This is a genomic window from Alteromonas naphthalenivorans, assembly GCF_000213655.1.
Classification (GTDB): Bacteria; Pseudomonadota; Gammaproteobacteria; order Enterobacterales; family Alteromonadaceae; genus Alteromonas; species Alteromonas naphthalenivorans.
Genome location: NC_015554.1, coordinates 93,052 through 110,310, shown reverse-complemented (window position 1 = coordinate 110,310; position 17,259 = coordinate 93,052). Strand labels below are relative to the sequence as shown.

At 43.5% G+C, this 17,259-nt stretch carries 11 protein-coding genes; 6 read left to right on the top strand and 5 right to left on the bottom strand.

From position 1 onward, the window contains the following. Positions 1-333 precede the first annotated feature (333 nt). The gene (locus tag AMBT_RS00455) at positions 334-954 is read right to left on the bottom strand and encodes a BamJ family beta-barrel-assembly machinery protein (RefSeq protein WP_013782588.1); all 621 of its coding nucleotides are present in this window, start codon (positions 952-954) and stop codon (positions 334-336) included. A gap of 233 nt (positions 955-1,187) precedes the next feature. On the opposite strand from AMBT_RS00455, the gene ppc reads away from it, so the two are divergent. Continuing rightward, positions 1,188-3,809 (top strand): phosphoenolpyruvate carboxylase, encoded by a 2,622-nt coding sequence (gene ppc, locus AMBT_RS00450; protein WP_013782587.1) that lies wholly within the window; start codon positions 1,188-1,190, stop codon positions 3,807-3,809. A 105-nt stretch (positions 3,810-3,914) separates the two neighbouring features. Here the strand turns inward: ppc and katG are convergent, their stop codons facing one another. After that, positions 3,915-6,104, bottom strand: a complete 2,190-nt coding sequence (katG, locus tag AMBT_RS00445; RefSeq protein WP_013782586.1) for a catalase/peroxidase HPI — start codon at positions 6,102-6,104, stop codon at positions 3,915-3,917. 336 nt (positions 6,105-6,440) lie between these two features. Between katG and AMBT_RS00440 the strand changes: the two genes are divergently transcribed. Then, positions 6,441-7,241, top strand: a complete 801-nt coding sequence (locus AMBT_RS00440) for a hypothetical protein (protein ID WP_013782585.1) — start codon at positions 6,441-6,443, stop codon at positions 7,239-7,241. A 601-nt stretch (positions 7,242-7,842) separates the two neighbouring features. Here the strand turns inward: AMBT_RS00440 and mdh are convergent. Then, complete coding sequence (gene mdh / locus AMBT_RS00435) at positions 7,843-8,781, bottom strand: malate dehydrogenase (protein ID WP_013782584.1); 939 nt, start codon at positions 8,779-8,781, stop codon at positions 7,843-7,845. A gap of 239 nt (positions 8,782-9,020) precedes the next feature. Between mdh and argR the strand changes: the two genes are divergently transcribed. The 4 genes from argR to AMBT_RS21785 all read left to right on the top strand — a co-directional run bounded on the left by argR (position 9,021) and on the right by AMBT_RS21785 (position 12,839). Continuing rightward, positions 9,021-9,485 (top strand): transcriptional regulator ArgR, encoded by a 465-nt coding sequence (gene argR / locus AMBT_RS00430; RefSeq protein WP_013782583.1) that lies wholly within the window; start codon positions 9,021-9,023, stop codon positions 9,483-9,485. 764 nt (positions 9,486-10,249) lie between these two features. Next, positions 10,250-11,251 (top strand): TonB-dependent receptor plug domain-containing protein, encoded by a 1,002-nt coding sequence (locus AMBT_RS21795; RefSeq protein WP_049791735.1) that lies wholly within the window; start codon positions 10,250-10,252, stop codon positions 11,249-11,251. Between the two features lie 20 nt (positions 11,252-11,271). Next, on the top strand, positions 11,272-11,673 hold the full coding sequence (locus AMBT_RS21790) for a hypothetical protein (protein WP_049791734.1): 402 nt from the start codon (positions 11,272-11,274) through the stop codon (positions 11,671-11,673). Continuing rightward, positions 11,670-12,839 carry a TonB-dependent receptor domain-containing protein gene (locus AMBT_RS21785; RefSeq protein ID WP_049791733.1) on the top strand — a complete coding sequence of 390 codons (1,170 nt, stop codon included), beginning with the start codon at positions 11,670-11,672 and terminating at the stop codon, positions 12,837-12,839. Before AMBT_RS21790 ends, AMBT_RS21785 begins: the two co-directional genes overlap by 4 nt. Positions 12,840-13,015: 176 nt before the next feature. Here AMBT_RS21785 and AMBT_RS00420 read toward each other — a convergent pair whose 3' ends face one another. Beyond that, entirely contained in the window at positions 13,016-13,699 is a 684-nt protein-coding gene (locus tag AMBT_RS00420; RefSeq protein ID WP_013782581.1) for a type 1 glutamine amidotransferase domain-containing protein, read from the bottom strand. A 181-nt stretch (positions 13,700-13,880) separates the two neighbouring features. Then, positions 13,881-16,901: a TonB-dependent receptor gene (locus tag AMBT_RS00415; protein ID WP_013782580.1), complete on the bottom strand. Its 3,021-nt coding sequence runs from the start codon at positions 16,899-16,901 to the stop codon at positions 13,881-13,883. Positions 16,902-17,259: the final 358 nt, after the last annotated feature.

Here is a 17,259-nt window from a genome sequence, read left to right as displayed (position 1 = left end):
AGATGACACTAACTAAGCACCGAACACCCTATTCATCAAAAAGATACACATGTACAAACGGGTAGCGAAGTTCGAAAGCGGTTTTTAAAGTCTATATCGAAAGAATATCTTGGAACGCTATGTAATGTATACGAAAACAAAAATGATGAGCGACTATTGCGCTAGAAGCAAATGAAAAAGCGAGAGTTCAAACTATATTACGAACTGAAAATAAGTAAGGCAGAGACAGGAAAGTGAAGTATGAAATGTGGCGTTAAATATAAAGTGGAATGAATCATGACTACACATGAATAAAAAGGTGAGCCCCCACAAGAGCTCACCTTTTTGAGTGAATTAACCTAAGATATCAAGCAATTCAACATCAAAAATTAACGTGCTGTATGGTGCGATTGCTGCACCAGCACCTTGCTCACCGTACGCAAGGTCGTGTGGTACGTATAGACGCAGCTTAGCACCAACTTTCATAAGCTGTAATGCTTCAGTCCAGCCTCTGATCACGCCGCCAACTGGGAATTCAGCCGGTTGACCACGATCGTAAGAACTGTCAAAAACGTCACCTGAAGTAAGTGTACCGTGGTAATGAACGCGAACCGTGCTATCTGCAGTTGGCGTTTCGCCATCGCCTTCAGCCAATACTTCGTATTGTAGGCCAGATTCAGTCACTTGAACTTCTTCACGCTTTGCGTTTTCTTCAAGGAACTTAACGCCTTCTTCGATAACCGCTTTGCTTGCTTCTTCTTTCTCAGCTTGCATACGCTTATGGATTTCGCCGAATGCATCACGTAGTGCGTCGTTATCAACCTGCGGAGCTTGACCCGCGAAAGCATCTTTTAAACCTGCCACTACTGCGTCAATCGCCATACCTTCGAAAGGATTAGATTGCAATTGTTGACCCATTTGAAAACCAATGCCGTAACTTGCTTGGGTTTCTACTGTGTTGAATGTATCAGTCACAAGAACTCCTGAAATTAAATTACAAATGCAGTACAAATTTCAAACAAACCGCGTTTCACGAATATGTTTCTGCATTTTCCGGTGCCAGAGTGTAGCACACCAGAATTTATCTTGCTTTGAGCATTAAATAGATAGGTGCAAATGGAACGATTTATTGTAAATTATAACGCAAAGTGGTTTTACAACTTGTTAAGTACTTAGTATGGTGAAGGCCATATAATTGGGAGGATAGCATGCACACTCATTACGATGCTGAACTAAAAGATACAGTTAGATACCTTGGCAAAACGCTAGGTGAAACCATCAAAAACCAATTAGGCCAAGAATGGCTTGATCGCATTGAGAAGATTCGAAAAGACGGCCGAGCGTCTTATCAGGGCGACACGAATTGCAGTGACGAACTGAAAGAAACTTTCAAAACGATGACCGACAGCGACTTGCTGACGGTGGGTCGTGCTTTCGCACAGTTTCTAAATCTAGGAAATATTGCTGAGCAGGAATATAACAGCGCAATGAACGTTGACGCGTCTATTGATGCACTGTTTAAGCATCTAGACAAAGCCGAACTCACGGCTGATAAAGTGCAAGAAGCTGTGGGCAAGTTAAACATCGATTTAGTGTTAACGGCCCACCCGACTGAAGTAACCCGTCGTACTCTTATTCATAAACACAAAGAACTAGCAGACTGCTTACAAGAGGTTCATCAAGAATCGCTAACTGGCGCAGACAGAAGTAAAGTTGAAACCCGTGTTGCTGATTTAATTAGTCAGGCTTGGCATACAGAAGAAATTCGCTCTGTACGCCCTACCCCTGTAGATGAAGCTCGCTGGGGATTTTCAGTTATTGAAAATTCACTGTGGGAAGCCGTTCCTGATTTCTTGCGCGAGCTAGATGGCCGCCTGCAGGAAGATTACAGTGTGTCGCTTCCGCTCGATGCTTCACCGGTACAATTTAGTTCTTGGATGGGCGGTGACCGCGACGGTAACCCATTTGTAACCTCAAAAGTTACCGAGCAAGTACTATTGTTAGCGCGTAAACGTGCCGCGAAACTTTTCGCATTAGATTTAGACCGCTTGCAAGTTGAGTTGTCTATGTACGACTGCAATGACGCATTACGCGAAAAAGTAGGTGATGCGAACGAACCTTACCGCGCTCTACTTCGCCCATTGCTTGACCGTTTTATCGCTACCCGAGATGGTATTGCTAGTTATTTAGCAGGTAAAAACCCAGATACGTCTAACTGGATTGAAAGCAACGACGAACTGTTAGAAGCACTATTGCTTTGCCACCAGTCACTTATAGACTGCGGTATGGACGTAGTCGCTAAAGGCTTATTGCTAGATTCCATTCGCCGTGCACATGTGTTCGGTATCCACTTACTTCGCTTAGATGTGCGCCAAGATTCAGAACGTCACGCCGATGTATTTAGCGAACTGACCCGCTACCTTGGCCTGGGTGATTACTCTCAGTGGAGCGAAGAAGATAAACAAGCCTTCTTGCTACGTGAACTTGGCTCGAAACGCCCCCTATTCCCTGCACAATGGGGCGCATCTGACGATGTGAAGGAAGTACTTGAGACATGCAAAGTCATTGCTAAACATAGTAAACATGGCTTTGGTATTTACATTATTTCGATGGCAAGTGAGCCATCAGACGTACTTGCGGTTCAATTGCTGCTTAAAGAAAGCGGTGTTGATTGGCCGATGCCTGTAGCACCTTTATTTGAAACGCTAGACGATTTAAACAACTCGCCAAGTGTTATGCGCAAATTGCTTTCTATCGACAGGTATCGTGGCTATGTGAAAGGCCGTCAGTTCGTGATGATTGGTTATTCAGATTCAGCCAAAGATGCCGGTGCACTAGCGGCAGGTTGGGCTCAGTATCAATCTCAAGAAGCACTAGTAGCTATTGCCGAAGAATTTAATTGTTCGCTTACTTTATTCCACGGCCGTGGCGGTACAATTGGCCGAGGCGGCTTACCTGCCCACGCAGCGATTTACTCGCAGCCTCCTGGCTCATTGGAAGGTGGATTCCGCGTTACTGAACAGGGCGAAACTATTCGTTATAAGTTTGGTATGCCTAAACTGGCCAAACGTAGCTTAGGCATTTATGCCAGCGCGATAATTGAAGCTATGTTGTTCCCACCCCCAGCACCAAAGGAAGAGTGGCGTGACTTGATCTCTACTATGGCAGGTCAAGGGCGTGACAACTACCGTGCTACTGTGCGTCATGACGAAGATTTTGTACCCTACTTCCGCGTAGCTACACCTGAACAAGAGCTTGGTAAGTTACCGCTAGGCAGCCGACCTTCTAAGCGTAAACCACAAGGTGGTATTGAAAGCCTTCGTGCAATCCCTTGGATATTTGCATGGGCGCAAACTCGTCTAGTCTTGCCGTCATGGTTGGGTGTAATGCGCGCTATCGATAGCGTGAAGAATGCCGAAAATGAAAAAGTCGTGAATGAAATGTTCGCTGAATGGCCTTTCTATCGTTCACGCCTTTCGATGCTGGACATGGTATTCCATAAAGCGGACCCGCGTATCAGTGAAGCCTACGATGAGCGCTTGGTACCAGAAGAGCTTAAGCATTTTGGAGCAGCTCTTCGAGAGGAACTCAAAGAGAGTATTGCTTCATTGCTTGAACTCACTGGCGAAAACGACATCATGAAAGCTGATCCGTTAGGGAAAGAATCAATGGAAATTCGTGCTGCGTATTTGCAGCCGCTTCATTATTTGCAAATCGAGTTGCTAGATCGAATTCGTAAAGCGGGTGATGATGTACATAACCCTGATTTGGAACGTGCCATGATGGTAACTATTACTGGTATCGCGACCGGCATGCGTAATACAGGTTAATACTTATCTTGATAGGTACATAATCATGCTATTTGATTAAATAGCACAAATAAAAAAGCCCGCTAAAAGCGGGCTTTTTAATGAGATTACATTACAAACTAATTATTAAGCCTGTAATTCAAAGCGATCGGCATTCATCACTTTAGTCCAAGCACTAACAAAGTCTTTAACGAACTTCTCTTTATTATCGTCTTGCGCATAAACCTCAGCGTAAGAACGTAATATAGAGTTCGAACCGAAGACCAAGTCAACACGAGTGGCTGAATAAACTTGCTCACCGGACACTCTATCTACAATGCCGTAAGTGCTTTTACTAGTGGGCTTCCACGTGTATTGCATGTCGGTAATAGTCGTGAAAAAGTCATTCGTTAGTGAGCCAGCACTACCTGTAAACACGCCATGTGCAGTGCTTTGGTAATTCGTGCCCATTACACGCATTCCACCTACTAACACCGTCATCTCTGCAGCCGTTAACCCAAGTAACTGAGCTTTGTCTAACAACAGTTCCTCTGGTTTAACCACGTAGTCTTTCGGCAAGTAGTTCCTGAAACCATCGGCCTGCGGCTCTAACGGTGCAAAAGAATCAGCATCCGTCATATCATCAGTAGCATCACCACGACCTGCTGCAAACGGAACATCAACGCTGAACCCTGCCGCTTCTATAGCCTTCTCTACACCCACATTTCCTGCTAACACAATGGTGTCAGCTAGACTGGCACCAGCTGCTTCTGCAAGCGGTTTCAACACCGACAATACCTTAGCTAGCTTTTCCGGTTCATTAGCTTCCCAGTCTTTCTGAGGCGCTAATTGAATGCGTGCACCATTAGCACCACCACGTAAGTCAGAACCACGGAAGGTTCTAGCACTGTCCCATGCAGTCGATACCATTTCACTTACGGTAAGGTCTGACCCAGCGATACTGGCTTTCAATGCATCTACATCGTAGGACGTACTACCTGCAGGTACAGGATCTTGCCAAATAAGTGTTTCTTGTGGCACTTCAGGACCGATATAACGTACTTTTGGCCCCAAATCACGGTGAGTCAGTTTAAACCATGCTTTAGCAAATACTTCACTGAAGTAGTCTGGGTTGTTGTAAAACTTCTCAGAAATCTCACGGTAGATTGGGTCCATTTTCATGGCCATATCTGCATCAGTCATAATAGGGTTATAACGTTTTGATGGGTCTTCAACATCAACAGGCTTGTCTTCCTCTTTAATGTCGATAGGTTCCCATTGCTCTGCGCCCGCTGGTGATTTTTTCAATTCCCAGTCGTAGTTAAGTAGCAATTCGAAGTAACCGTTATCCCATTGTGTTGGATGAGTTGTCCACGCTCCTTCAATGCCGCTTGAAACTGTATCACGGCCGATACTACGAGTTTCGTGGTTCATCCAGCCTAGACCTTGCTCAACAATATCAGCACCTTCAGGATCTGGCCCTAAACGCTCTGCGCTGCCGTTACCATGGCACTTTCCGACAGTGTGTCCACCAGCAGCTAGCGCAACGGTTTCTTCGTCGTTCATGGCCATACGGGCAAAAGTTTCTCTTACATGAAGCGCTGTTTTAAGCGGATCAGGTTTACCATTCACCCCTTCAGGGTTAACGTATATAAGCCCCATTTGCACTGCCGCTAATGGATTTTCCATTGTGTCTGGGGTTTCAACGTCGTCGTAACGCTCATCGCTAGGAGCTAGCCATTCTTTCTCAGCGCCCCAGTAAGTGTCCTTTTCAGGATGCCAAATGTCTTCCCGACCAAACGCAAAGCCGTAAGTCTTAAGCCCCATGCTTTCATAAGCAACGGTACCAGCAAATACTAGAAGATCAGCCCAGCTAAGCTTGTTGCCATATTTCTTCTTGATTGGCCACAATAAGCGGCGCGCTTTATCAAGGTTAACGTTATCCGGCCATGAATTTAGCGGCGCAAAACGTTGGTTACCCGTAGATGCTCCACCACGACCATCTGCAATACGATAAGAACCTGCGGCGTGCCACGACATTCTGATCATTAGGCCACCATAGTGTCCCCAATCGGCCGGCCACCAAGACTGAGAGTCAGTCATCAGCGCTATCATGTCTTTTTTCAATTCATCGAAATCAAGTGACTTTACGGCTTCGCGATAATCAAAGTCGTCGCCCATCGGATTTGTTTTGGTATCGTGCTGATGCAAAATATCTAGATTTAGTGCTTCAGGCCACCAATCCATATTAGTGCTGCCGGTCGCTGTAAGGCCACCGTGCATAACGGGACACTTTCTTTCTGAATCATTTACATCGCCTAGCTTTGCATTACTCATTTACTGTACCTCTTCGGTGTTCGACAAAGGATTTCATCAATTAAAACTATTAATTGGTATAGCTTTATTCTAATTATTCGGTTGTAGTTAAGACAGTCAGTTTTTTAGATGTGGACGAATAGGTTTAACGATTAGAAAAAATTAAACCTTACGTCGAGAAAACAAGGCCTTATAAATCTATCCGTCAACTCGCTCATGCAGAATTAACTAAAGAAAGCGTAAACAATGATTATGAATTTTCTAGGACTTTTGTCTCTTTTTTTTGTAAAACTTTCCTGACATATCGTAGGATAAACAATCGAATTTAGAGTTAATCCCTAAGAAAGGAAGTCTCACTTGTACAGACTATTTATAAGCTTGCTCCTTGCCTTTTACTTTGCGCTAATGCCCGTAACAGCGCAATCAGAGCCGCTTACTTTGCCCCCAGGGCTGTGGGAAGGCGTGAGTGAGTCTAACTATAATTATAAATTACTCCAGATAAATGAAAACGGGGAACACTTCCTGTTTGAAGCAGGTATAGGCAATGCGTTTCGCCATATCCGACGCCTACCCTTTGATAATGACCATATTGAATGCAATACGCTAAATTGCGAAATAACACTTCCTTCTTATGAAGATGGATATGTTAAACATTTAATTTTATCTCCCTACATAGACACCGGTTACCAAGTATTAGAATCGACTACCAATAAAAACAATAAGCCTATCTTAAGTAGTACCTATCAGTTGGATAAGCAGAAGAAACAATCTTCCGTGCGCAACTTTATCGATATGTACCGAGGTTCAATAGAAGCGTTAGCTAACACAGCTACTGACGATATATTTGGCTTGTGGGTAGGCATTATGCGTATTAGTGGTAAAAATGAACTCATAAGTATTGAGATTTACCCGAACAAAGAAGGCCGCTTAGTGCGATTTATAAATGGTAGCAGCTATACCAATCAGACTAGCTTTAACCCTGAAGATATTCTCAAAGAGGGAAGCGTTTATACCGTTAAAACATCACATCCCACTTTTGCCAACTCACTGTTATTTACCATTCGGTCGTCGAATGTATTAAACGGCTATGCTTATTCAGTTTATAAAAACAGACCACTAGAAAGTATGACGTTTACCCTCTATAGAATTCACAACTAAGCGCCATACTGCGCCCCAAGTAGAATAGCGGCGTACACATGGGTATGAAATCAGTGTCGATTTCGTTTCGAAATTAGATTGTAGCCCATCCCTTGCCAAGGATGCAGTAGCGGAGCCTACAGGGAAGTATTTACGGCTGGTTGTTATCCGGCATGGCTATTATAGGAAGTAGCTATTTATTAGGCCGAGCTGTTCTGCAGAGGCCACAAACAAAACGGCAGGATTAGTAAGGTCGTGAAAAACTGTCAGCAGCGTGGATGCGGTCTTACAAAAAGGATTTTTTATTGCGTGCGATGCGTAGGTGTTGGTAGGTATACGGTTTGAAATTAAATAGTAGCCCCTCCCGTGCCAAGGATGCAGTAGCGGAGCCTACAAACAAAAAGGCAGGATTAGTAAGGTCGTAACAAACTGTCAGCAGCATGGATGCTGTCTTACAAAAAGAATTTTTTACTGAGTGCGATGAGTAGGTGTTGGTAGGTATACGGTTTGAAATTAAATAGTAGCCCCTCCACCGCATGGATGCGGTGGCGGAGCCTACATGGATGTATTTACGGCGTGGCTACGATTTGATTTCAAATCGGATGCCGAGCCTAATACATCCTTAGCCAGTTACGAAATCTACGCCTAGCTTGATGTCGCCACGAAGGCCTTCAAGCATGTCGTTTTTCGCTTTTTCTTCAAATTCGCTTAGCTCGCCGTATGGCAAGATTTCTTCAACACCGTTTGCGCCAAGGCGAACAGGGTGAGCGAAGAATGCAGCATCGTCGCTGTCGTCAGTTTGAACGTAAGTGTATTCAACCACGTTCTCACCTTGCATTGCTGCAACCAATGATAAGCAGAAACGTGCAGCTGCTTGACCCATAGATAGGGTTGCAGAACCGCCGCCAGCTTTAGCTTCAACAACTTCAGTACCTGCATTTTGGATACGAGTCGTTAGGCTTGAAACTTCATCATCAGAGAACTCAACACCTTCAACTTGCGAAAGCAAAGGAAGGATAGTTGTGCCTGAGTGACCACCGATTACCGGTACGTGTACAGAAGCAACGTCTACGTCTTTAAGCTCAGCAACGAAAGTCTCAGCGCGAATTACGTCAAGGGTAGTAACACCGAACAATTTGTTCTTGTTATAAACACCTTTCGCTTTAAGCGTTTCAGCAGCAATTGCCACTGTTGTGTTAACTGGGTTAGTAATAATACCAACACAAGCATCTGGACAATTGTCAGCAACACCTTCAATAAGGTTCTTAACAATACCAGCATTAATGTTGAACAAGTCTGAACGATCCATGCCCGGCTTACGCGGAACACCAGCAGGAATAAGAACAACGTCTGTACCTGTTAATGCACCAGCTAGGTCATCTTTACCGTGACCGGTTACTTTTACTGCAGTTGGGATGTGGCTCAAATCAACAGCTACACCAGGAACAACTGGCGCTACATCGTAAAGCGCTAGCTCAGAACCAGCTGGCAATTGTGTTTTTAACAACAAAGACAGCGCTTGGCCAATACCACCGGCAGCACCTAACACGGCTACTTTCATACCATTTCTCCTATGGGATTACTCACGTATTTAAACGGAACGTCACACTAATGCAACGCGGGGGAAAACTCAATCATCTGATGGTCTTAATACGGCCATTTAAGGCATTTTTACGTTGATATTCACTATCATGCATGATTATGCAATTAAATTGCGCAAAGGTCACCTGTAAGGCACAATATATGATAAATCGTTAATGACCATTTAACTTATTACCGCTAACTACTGTGCAGGACGCTATGGCCAACGCAAAACAAGAGCAACTGATTAAAGCCTTTAAAGAAATTTTAAAAGCGGAAAGCTATGGATCCCAGGGTGAAATAGTGGATGCCCTTAAAACTCAAGGTCATGACAATATTAGTCAATCTAAAATTTCCCGCATGCTAAGTAAGTTTGGCGCGGTACGTACCCGCAATGCCCGTGGCGATATGGTGTACTGCCTGCCGCCTGAACTGGGTATGCCTACCGCTAAAAGCCCGTTAAAGCAACTTGTTCTCGACATTGTGCATAATAATGTGATGGTGATTATTCGCACCAGCCCAGGTGCAGCGCAACTCATTGCACGCTTGCTTGACTCATTAAGCAAAAAAGATGGTGTACTTGGCACCATAGCCGGCGACGACACTATTTTTATCGCCCCTGCCGACGTGACACTTATTGAAGAGTTACGACAACGTGTGGAAGACCTATTCGAGAATGTCTAAGGCACAGCCTTAATTTTTGAGCAAAAAAAACCGCCATCACAAGATGGCGGTAAAGAATTTGTACCAGGGAGATACAAAACAACTTGGTAGCTGTGTATTTAAATTATCACAGACTCAGAAAAGAGTAAGAAAAGAAAAGTAAAGAATTTGAAAACTAGAAATTAATTATAAAATCCATCCTTAGATAAAAACAGCAACATTTAAACTCAACCTTTAAAATTAAATAATATCACCACCACTAAAAACATCCTATTATTCACCAACGTATAAATTCTAAAACCCACAAAAATACCATTATCATTAATTGTAATTACAGTAACTTTCTTCCACTTTTTAATCTGTACTGAAACGCCCTCACCCACTTTTACTTCAAGCCAGATTTAACTATACTGAATTTGCGCAAAACCTGCGCCGTTTCTGCGCTAAACCCACAAAATTCATACACAATATCTACACACTATTTACCCCCTCACATTACTTCTTCATTTCTATTTTAATTAATATACAGCGTTACCTTTAAATAAATATTAAGAGAGAAAAAAGTAATATTTATTTTACCAATGTATAGAACCGTAAAGGTTTCATCGCTCTGCGTATAAATAAAGTAAATTAGGTCTAAATAGAACAAATTATACACTTTGTAAATTGCCAAATAGCACGACGAAGTGCTTAATTCTCCCGACAGAAAACATCTGCTCAAAATAAAAACTAATAAACGTCTATGTAATTACAAATTGTAATCACCTTCGACAAGGGGAATTAAAATGTTTGACACAAATAAACTCAGCACTGCGGTGAAGCGCGGACTATTACTGGCGGGTTCCGCTAGCCTGTTTGCCGCACCAATGGCCCTCGCACAATCAGATGACGAAAATTCAGCTGAACCTGTAGAAAAAATCCAAGTTACTGGCTCTCGTATTAAACGAGTGGATTTAGAGTCAGTATCTCCCGTTACGGTTATTACTGCTGAATCTATCGCGTTATCTGGTGATACATCGGTTGCCCAAGTATTACGTAACTCTTCGATTAACACTTTCGGTTCATTTCGCGGACAATCTGGCTACGGCAGCGGCGCATCTGCGTCAAGTGAAGTAAATTTACGTGGTCTGGGGGCTGGCGCTACTTTGGTACTAATGGACGGTCGTCGCCTACCAGGTTTAGGATACGATGGTGGTTCATCTTCTGATATGTCGATGATCCCGATGTCGATTGTTGAGCGCATTGAAATTCTTCGCGATGGCGCATCGGCCATTTACGGGTCAGATGCCGTTGCAGGCGTAATTAATATTATTACCAAGAAACAGTTCGATGGCGTTAATGTAGGCTACAGCTTTGAAGATCCAGGAGCAGATGGCGGGAACTCAAGCAAATATAACTTTTCAGCCGGCGTAACCAATGACAAAGGTAGTATCGTTTTCATTGCGGAGCATGAAAACACTCAAGAAGTCAGCGATGTAGCGGTTTCAGGCGAAAATGCACTAGATAGCTATTCAACCTACAGCCCTGTTGCCAATTTCTATGATACAGATACTAGTTCGTATCTTTATAACGAAGATTTGTGTGGCGATGTGGCTGACACATCGATTGAATCTGATCGTTGTGGTTATTACTACGGTAATACCACTTGGCTTTATGGCGCGTCTGAGAAAAACTCTTTAATGACTAAAATCGAGTACGAGTTAGCAGAGAACTTGCAACTTATTACTCGTTTCTCTGCACTACAGACACTCGTTATGCTGCTACCCCAGTATCTACATCTTCGCTGACCATCGATGCGGATAACGCAATGAACCCTTATGGTCAAGATGGCTCTGTTTACTTCCGAACGTCTAGTTTGGGAACACGAGACACCACCACAGAAAAAACCACCTTTGAAATGGTGACAGGCCTTGAAGGCTATACCGACATTGGTGGCAATGAGTGGGATTGGCAAGTTTATTACCAACGCACGTCTGCAAAAGAAGAGGTATTCAATTACAACTTAGTTAACGACACAGTTGTACAAGATTTAATTGATACTGAACAGTTGGATTTATTTAATGTTCAAGGTTTAAGTACCGACGACTGGTCTGCTTATAACGCTGAGCTATTGGCTAGCGCTGATCACACTGGCACCTACCAGTCTACACAGATGCGTGACATTATTGACGGCAGCATTTCTGGCGAAGTTTCTCGAATAACTTCATGACAGTGAGTGCTGTTTTCGGCGCTGAGTACTCTTACCTTGATTTTGAGCAGATATCTGACCCTGAATCGGGCTTGGGTATTATTTCAGGCGGTTCGGGCGGTGACGACGTGTATGCGACTCGTGAGCGACAGTCTTACTATACTGAGTTTGCTATCGAACTACCCCATGAAGTGGAAGTATCTGCTGCACTTCGTTACGACGGGTACGAGCTTGAAGGGGATACAGGCGAAAGTATTTCAACCTCTGAGTTCTCAGATACCGTACCTGAGCTAGGTATCAGCTGGCGCCCAACTGAGTCACTTTTACTTCGTGCTAGCTGGGGAGAAGCTTTCCGTACACCAACAATGAGTGAAATGTTCGCGACCATCTCTTACGGCTTCCCAAGCGCATACGATACCTATTACTGCGATACACTAGATAACCCTGGTAGCGACGATAGTTACTGCTCATCAGGTCAGCAACACCTAACCTATTACGGCGGTAACCCAGACCTTAGCCCAGAAAACTCTGAGTCGCTTACGCTTGGTGTGGTTTACGATGTCACTGATGATTTATCACTCGAAGTGTCTTACTACCAATATGATTACGAAAATAAAATCGAAGATATCGACGTAGATGACCTAATTGCTGCTGACTTAGATGGTACGTCTAGCAGTATCGTTCGTGATAGCGATGGTAAAATTACATCGATTACCTCTGGTTACACAAACTACTCAGAAGTGAAGACCAACGGTTTTGATATTACCGCGAACTACGATCTGGCCACTGAAATTGGTGATTTTGGTGTCAACCTTGAATACTCCCATGTATTTAGTTACGAAGAAGAAGGTACTGAGTGGGCAGGTGAATTGTTCTATCCTGATAATCGCGCTAACTTGACGGTAGATTGGACCGACGGCGATAAATGGACGGCATCTTGGAGAACGCTATTCATCGGTGCCAACGGTGAAACCTATTACGATTACTATGATTACGCCGACAATTATTTTAAACATAATGTGACGGTTTCATATCATGTGAACGATAATGTGAAGGTTTCTGCCGGAATTGCGAATATTACCGATGAATTTGAAGAGTACGCACCTGGGGAATGGCGCGGATATGATGACTCTTTGTATGATCCACTAGGACGTACAATGAGTTTTAATGTTCAAGCTAGCTTCTAACATTTAACTTATAAAAAACGCCGCATTTCCTGTGTTCTATCTCTAATCTGTTTGAGATAGAACACAGTCAGCGGCGTTTTCTTATTTTCGTAATCATTAACGCTTTATAAACCCGTTATACCAGCTGTCAATTAGACAACACGGGCTAAGTGAGTAGTGTAAGTGCTTGAAGTACCCTACGAAAGTACCTTAATAAGCGCTTCAGCCGCGGGGCCTGATGATGCTGGATTCTGTCCGGTTACCAACAGACCGTCAACACACACTTTAACGCCAAAGTCGTCGGTACTTTCATACTTACCGCCCTTACTGATAAGCGCGTCTTCCACTAAATAAGGCACTACGTCGGTTAACCCCATTGCGTCTTCTTCACTGTTTGAAAAGCCAGTAACGGTTTTGCCGTTAATAAAAAATTCACCATCGGCGCGTTTTACTTCTTTAAGTACGATAGGAGCATGGCAAACGGCGCCTACAGGCTTCTGAGCTTTCACCATATCTTCAATTAGCATTGTGGAGTGAGTATTGTCAGATAAGTCCCATAACGGACCGTGGCCGCCCGGATAGAACACGGCATCAAATTCATCTGCACGAACATCTTCCAACACAATAGTTGAAGACATTGCGCTTCTTGCAACCTCATCTTTTGTGTAACGGATAGCATCGTCGGTCATGGCATCATCTGCCAAGCTGTTTGGGTCGATTGGCACTTGGCCGCCCATAGGTGAAGCTAAGGTGATGGTATACCCCGCATCTTTGAACGCATAGTAGGGTGAAGCGAACTCTTCCAGCCACATTCCTGTTTTCTTGCCTGTATCACCTAACAATTCATGTGAGGTCATTACCATTAATATATGTTTAGACATAAGTTCTCCATGTGAACAATTCATTTAGTTATTCGTTCGTATGGCGGCAATAGTTAGATCAGAAAAAGAAAATCGATGCGATGAGAAACATAAAGAGAAGTTGATTTGCAAGATAAAAAAAATGCCACTTCCAAAATTGGAAAGTGGCATTTAACACTACAACTGGTTTTTAAACTGTTGCTTAGAAGCGGTAGTCAATACCTACACGCATTTCCCAAAGTGATGCATCACCCTGACGACTTTCAGGAGATGATGTACCTAGCGCAGCAGTATTGAAGTTAACTTCTTCCAAAATACCCCATTCATCGTTGATGAAGTTGGTGAAGTTATTCATAACGAAGTAAACCTGAGCAGAGTGATCTTCACGGAACGCAGGAATATTTTGTCTAACTGCGATATCCATTTTGAACCACCAAGGGCTAGTTTCATCATTACGCTCTGCGCCAATCGGTAATACGTTGTTACCTTCAAGATACGGCGTGTAGCCATATACAGAGTTACCGCTGATGGTGTAACTAAACGGACGACCAGACTGCGCTACTGCATAAGCAGAGAAGATAGTGCTGTAACCGTCGATAAGTTCAGTTGTGTAACGAAGGTCAGCAGTAAAACGGTGCTCGATATTCCAATCAGACACTGAAGATACTTCTTCGTTAATGTCAGTAAATGCTCTGTACTGGAAGTTAGAGAACGCGACTGAACTCGTCATTGGTTGTACATCTTCAGCGTGGCTGTAGTTATAACCACCGGTGAAAGTAAAACCGTTGTCCCAAGACTTGTTCATGGTCGCTGTTAGTGAGTAAGACACTGAATCTTCATCAGAGTTGGTCAGTTCAAGTGAACCGTAACCTACTGAATCATAATCAGGGTAACCTTCATCAGTTGTACCTACACGCTCAAGACCCACATATTTAATCATGGCTTGTTTCTGCGTCACACTTAAAAGAAAATCTAAGTTGAATACGTAGTCTTCATCATTGATGTGAGTCATACCCGCAGAGATTTTCCATTCGCGAGGCATTACGAAGCCTGGATCTAGGTTGTTACTTTCAAAGTTACTACCTGCACCAGAAGACATTTCTTCGTCTAAATCAGAAGGTACTGAGTAACCAGGACCAGCTGTTACGCCGTCTTCTGTGTTAACCCATGTAATGCTGCCGTCGAATAAGTCAGCGTATTCACCATCAACTTCACCACCAATAACGTTAGTATTTTGATAGTTGTTTGTCATCCATACGTTCGGGTTACCACCTGAGAATAAACCAACACCACCACGTAATTCAGTTGAGTCACTTACCGTGTAGTTAAGGCCAACACGTGGTTGTAGTAAGCTAAGACCGTCTAGGTTAGCTGTGTTGTCATAACCGTTTCCAGCTACGAAATCAGCGTTTCCAACAGGCTCGTCTGACGTTGTGATCCAGTCATAACGTAAACCCGCAACCACTTTCAAATCATCAGTAAGATAGAACTCATCTTGTGCGTAAGTAGAGTGTGACGTGTAACCCCACTCAGCAGCACGGTCTAATAGCTCGCCAGAATAAGCATAACCGTATTCGATTTCTGCATTAGTACCGTTAGTGAAATCTTCTAAGCTTTCAAAAGTAATAGAGGTTTCAGAGTGCTGAACGAAAAGGTTGTAGATATCTAGTTTGTCGCTCTCGTAACCGAAAGTTAACGCGTGGCCGTTGTCGAAGTAATAGTTACCACGAAACATTAGGCTAAGCGCTTCCCAATCTAGGTCGTTTGCTTGACGGCTGTCATCAGAACCTAGGAAAACCGTTAGATCGTCATCAGAAGTATCTGTGTCATTACCTAGCTCAATTTTGATTTCACCAAAGTCGTTGCCGCCTGGAGTGCCGTCACCGTACATAGAACGCTGTAGGTTATCTAACTCGGTGCGAGAAACACGAATTTCAGTCGAGAATTTGTCTGTCCAGTCTGAGTAAAGTACACCAACAAACGATTGAAGCTCTGCGCCACGCTCGTAAATGTGGCTAGATAGTTCAAACTCATCTGCGTCGCCGTCAGATTCTGAGAAGTTGTTACCATCGTTGTAGTTGTACGTAAACGCAAAACGGTGATTTTCGTTGATGTTCCAGTCTAACTTAACAAGAAGCTTTTCATCTTCATTAGGCATGCTAAGAGGCGTTGTACCGGCATCAAAGTTATATAGTGACTGAGATACAGACTGAATTTGTTCAAGCTGGGCTTGTGTAAGCGCTACTTCATTAATTGCGCCAGAACCGATAGCACCACGGTCAAATGTATTTGCGCCTTCTAGTTTTTCGTAAGCAGCAAAAACAAACAACTTATCTTTGATTAGTGGGGCACCCACTGTGAAGCCGTAACGTTTTTCAGTGTAACTACCAAGGTTGATATCATCACCTTCAAGAGAGTCACCACGTAGGCTGTCGCTACCATAGTCGTAGAACGCTGAACCGTGAACTTCGTTTGTACCTGTTTTACTTACCGCACTGATGTTACACGCAGAGAAACCGCCGTAGATTACATCAAAAGGAGCAATTTCTACTGATACGCCTTCGATAGCGTCAAAAGAGAAAGGCATTCTTTCTGTAGGGTAACCGTTCGAGTTAAGACCGAAAAGGTCATTCATGCGAACGCCATCAACAGTTAAACTGTTAAAACGCGGGCTTTTACCAACACACTGGATACCACCGCTACCGCCTTCATCTACGTAGATACGAGGGTCAATACGAACGATATCAGTGATATCACGGTTAATCGCTGGCGCTTGTTGAAGTGTTGCCAAATCAAAGTTTGCTGAAGGGCCAGTTTGACCGAATGCCAAGCTACCTACTTGAGAAGCCGTTACTACGATATTTTCGTAATCAGCTGCAGATTCAAGTGTTCTTTGGATAGTTGCCGCTTCACCAAGCTCTAGGTAAATATCGCTGATCGTTTGATCTGCAAATTCATCTGAGTCGATTTCAACAGTGTAAGGACCACCTACACGTAAACCACGAAGGTTAAATGTACCAGCACTATTTACTGTGACTGATTTAACCGCACCAGTTGGTACGTGAGTTACTTTAACTACGGTTCCAACAGCAGGGTTGCCGTTTGGACCGACGATTTGACCATTCATATCTGAAGACGTTACTTGAGCCATTGCAGTCGTGGTTAGACCCACTGTTAGTGCAACTGCTGCAGCAACGCGGCTGAGCTTAGCTGATGAGTACATGTGTGTTTCCCTTTTTGTTTAAAATTCTTTTTTTTTAGCGCAGAGGGAATTTATTCCCCTCTACGACCTCTGATATTGACTAAAAGACTTCTTTGAGTGGATGAAATTGTTATAGACCTTCGTGTCATATTTATTACAGTTTTGTATATTTCGTCAATTCCGTGACGTGATTTCATCGCAATTTTTGCACCACACACCTGACCATTTGGTCAAGTTATTTTACTTATCAAAACCAAGGTCGTCTGACTTGTTCTTGTGGTTTATATTGATGACATATCATGGACTAATAAACAGCGCTTAACAAAATTCAGTCTGATTTGTAAAAAACGCTTATTTTTCATATCCATAACCAATTAAA

What these genes read in the sequence shown, in the direction of transcription:
- ppc (WP_013782587.1), top strand. Translation starts at nt 1,188, where the DNA reads ATGCACACTCATTACGATGCTGAACTAAAAGATACAGTTAGATACCTT.
- katG (WP_013782586.1), bottom strand. Translation starts at nt 6,104, where the DNA reads ATGAGTAATGCAAAGCTAGGCGATGTAAATGATTCAGAAAGAAAGTGT.
- mdh (WP_013782584.1), bottom strand. Translation starts at nt 8,781, where the DNA reads ATGAAAGTAGCCGTGTTAGGTGCTGCCGGTGGTATTGGCCAAGCGCTG.
- argR (WP_013782583.1), top strand. Translation starts at nt 9,021, where the DNA reads ATGGCCAACGCAAAACAAGAGCAACTGATTAAAGCCTTTAAAGAAATT.
- AMBT_RS21795 (WP_049791735.1), top strand. Translation starts at nt 10,250, where the DNA reads ATGTTTGACACAAATAAACTCAGCACTGCGGTGAAGCGCGGACTATTA.
- AMBT_RS21790 (WP_049791734.1), top strand. Translation starts at nt 11,272, where the DNA reads ATGAACCCTTATGGTCAAGATGGCTCTGTTTACTTCCGAACGTCTAGT.
- AMBT_RS21785 (WP_049791733.1), top strand. Translation starts at nt 11,670, where the DNA reads ATGACAGTGAGTGCTGTTTTCGGCGCTGAGTACTCTTACCTTGATTTT.
- AMBT_RS00420 (WP_013782581.1), bottom strand. Translation starts at nt 13,699, where the DNA reads ATGTCTAAACATATATTAATGGTAATGACCTCACATGAATTGTTAGGT.
- AMBT_RS00415 (WP_013782580.1), bottom strand. Translation starts at nt 16,901, where the DNA reads ATGTACTCATCAGCTAAGCTCAGCCGCGTTGCTGCAGCAGTTGCACTA.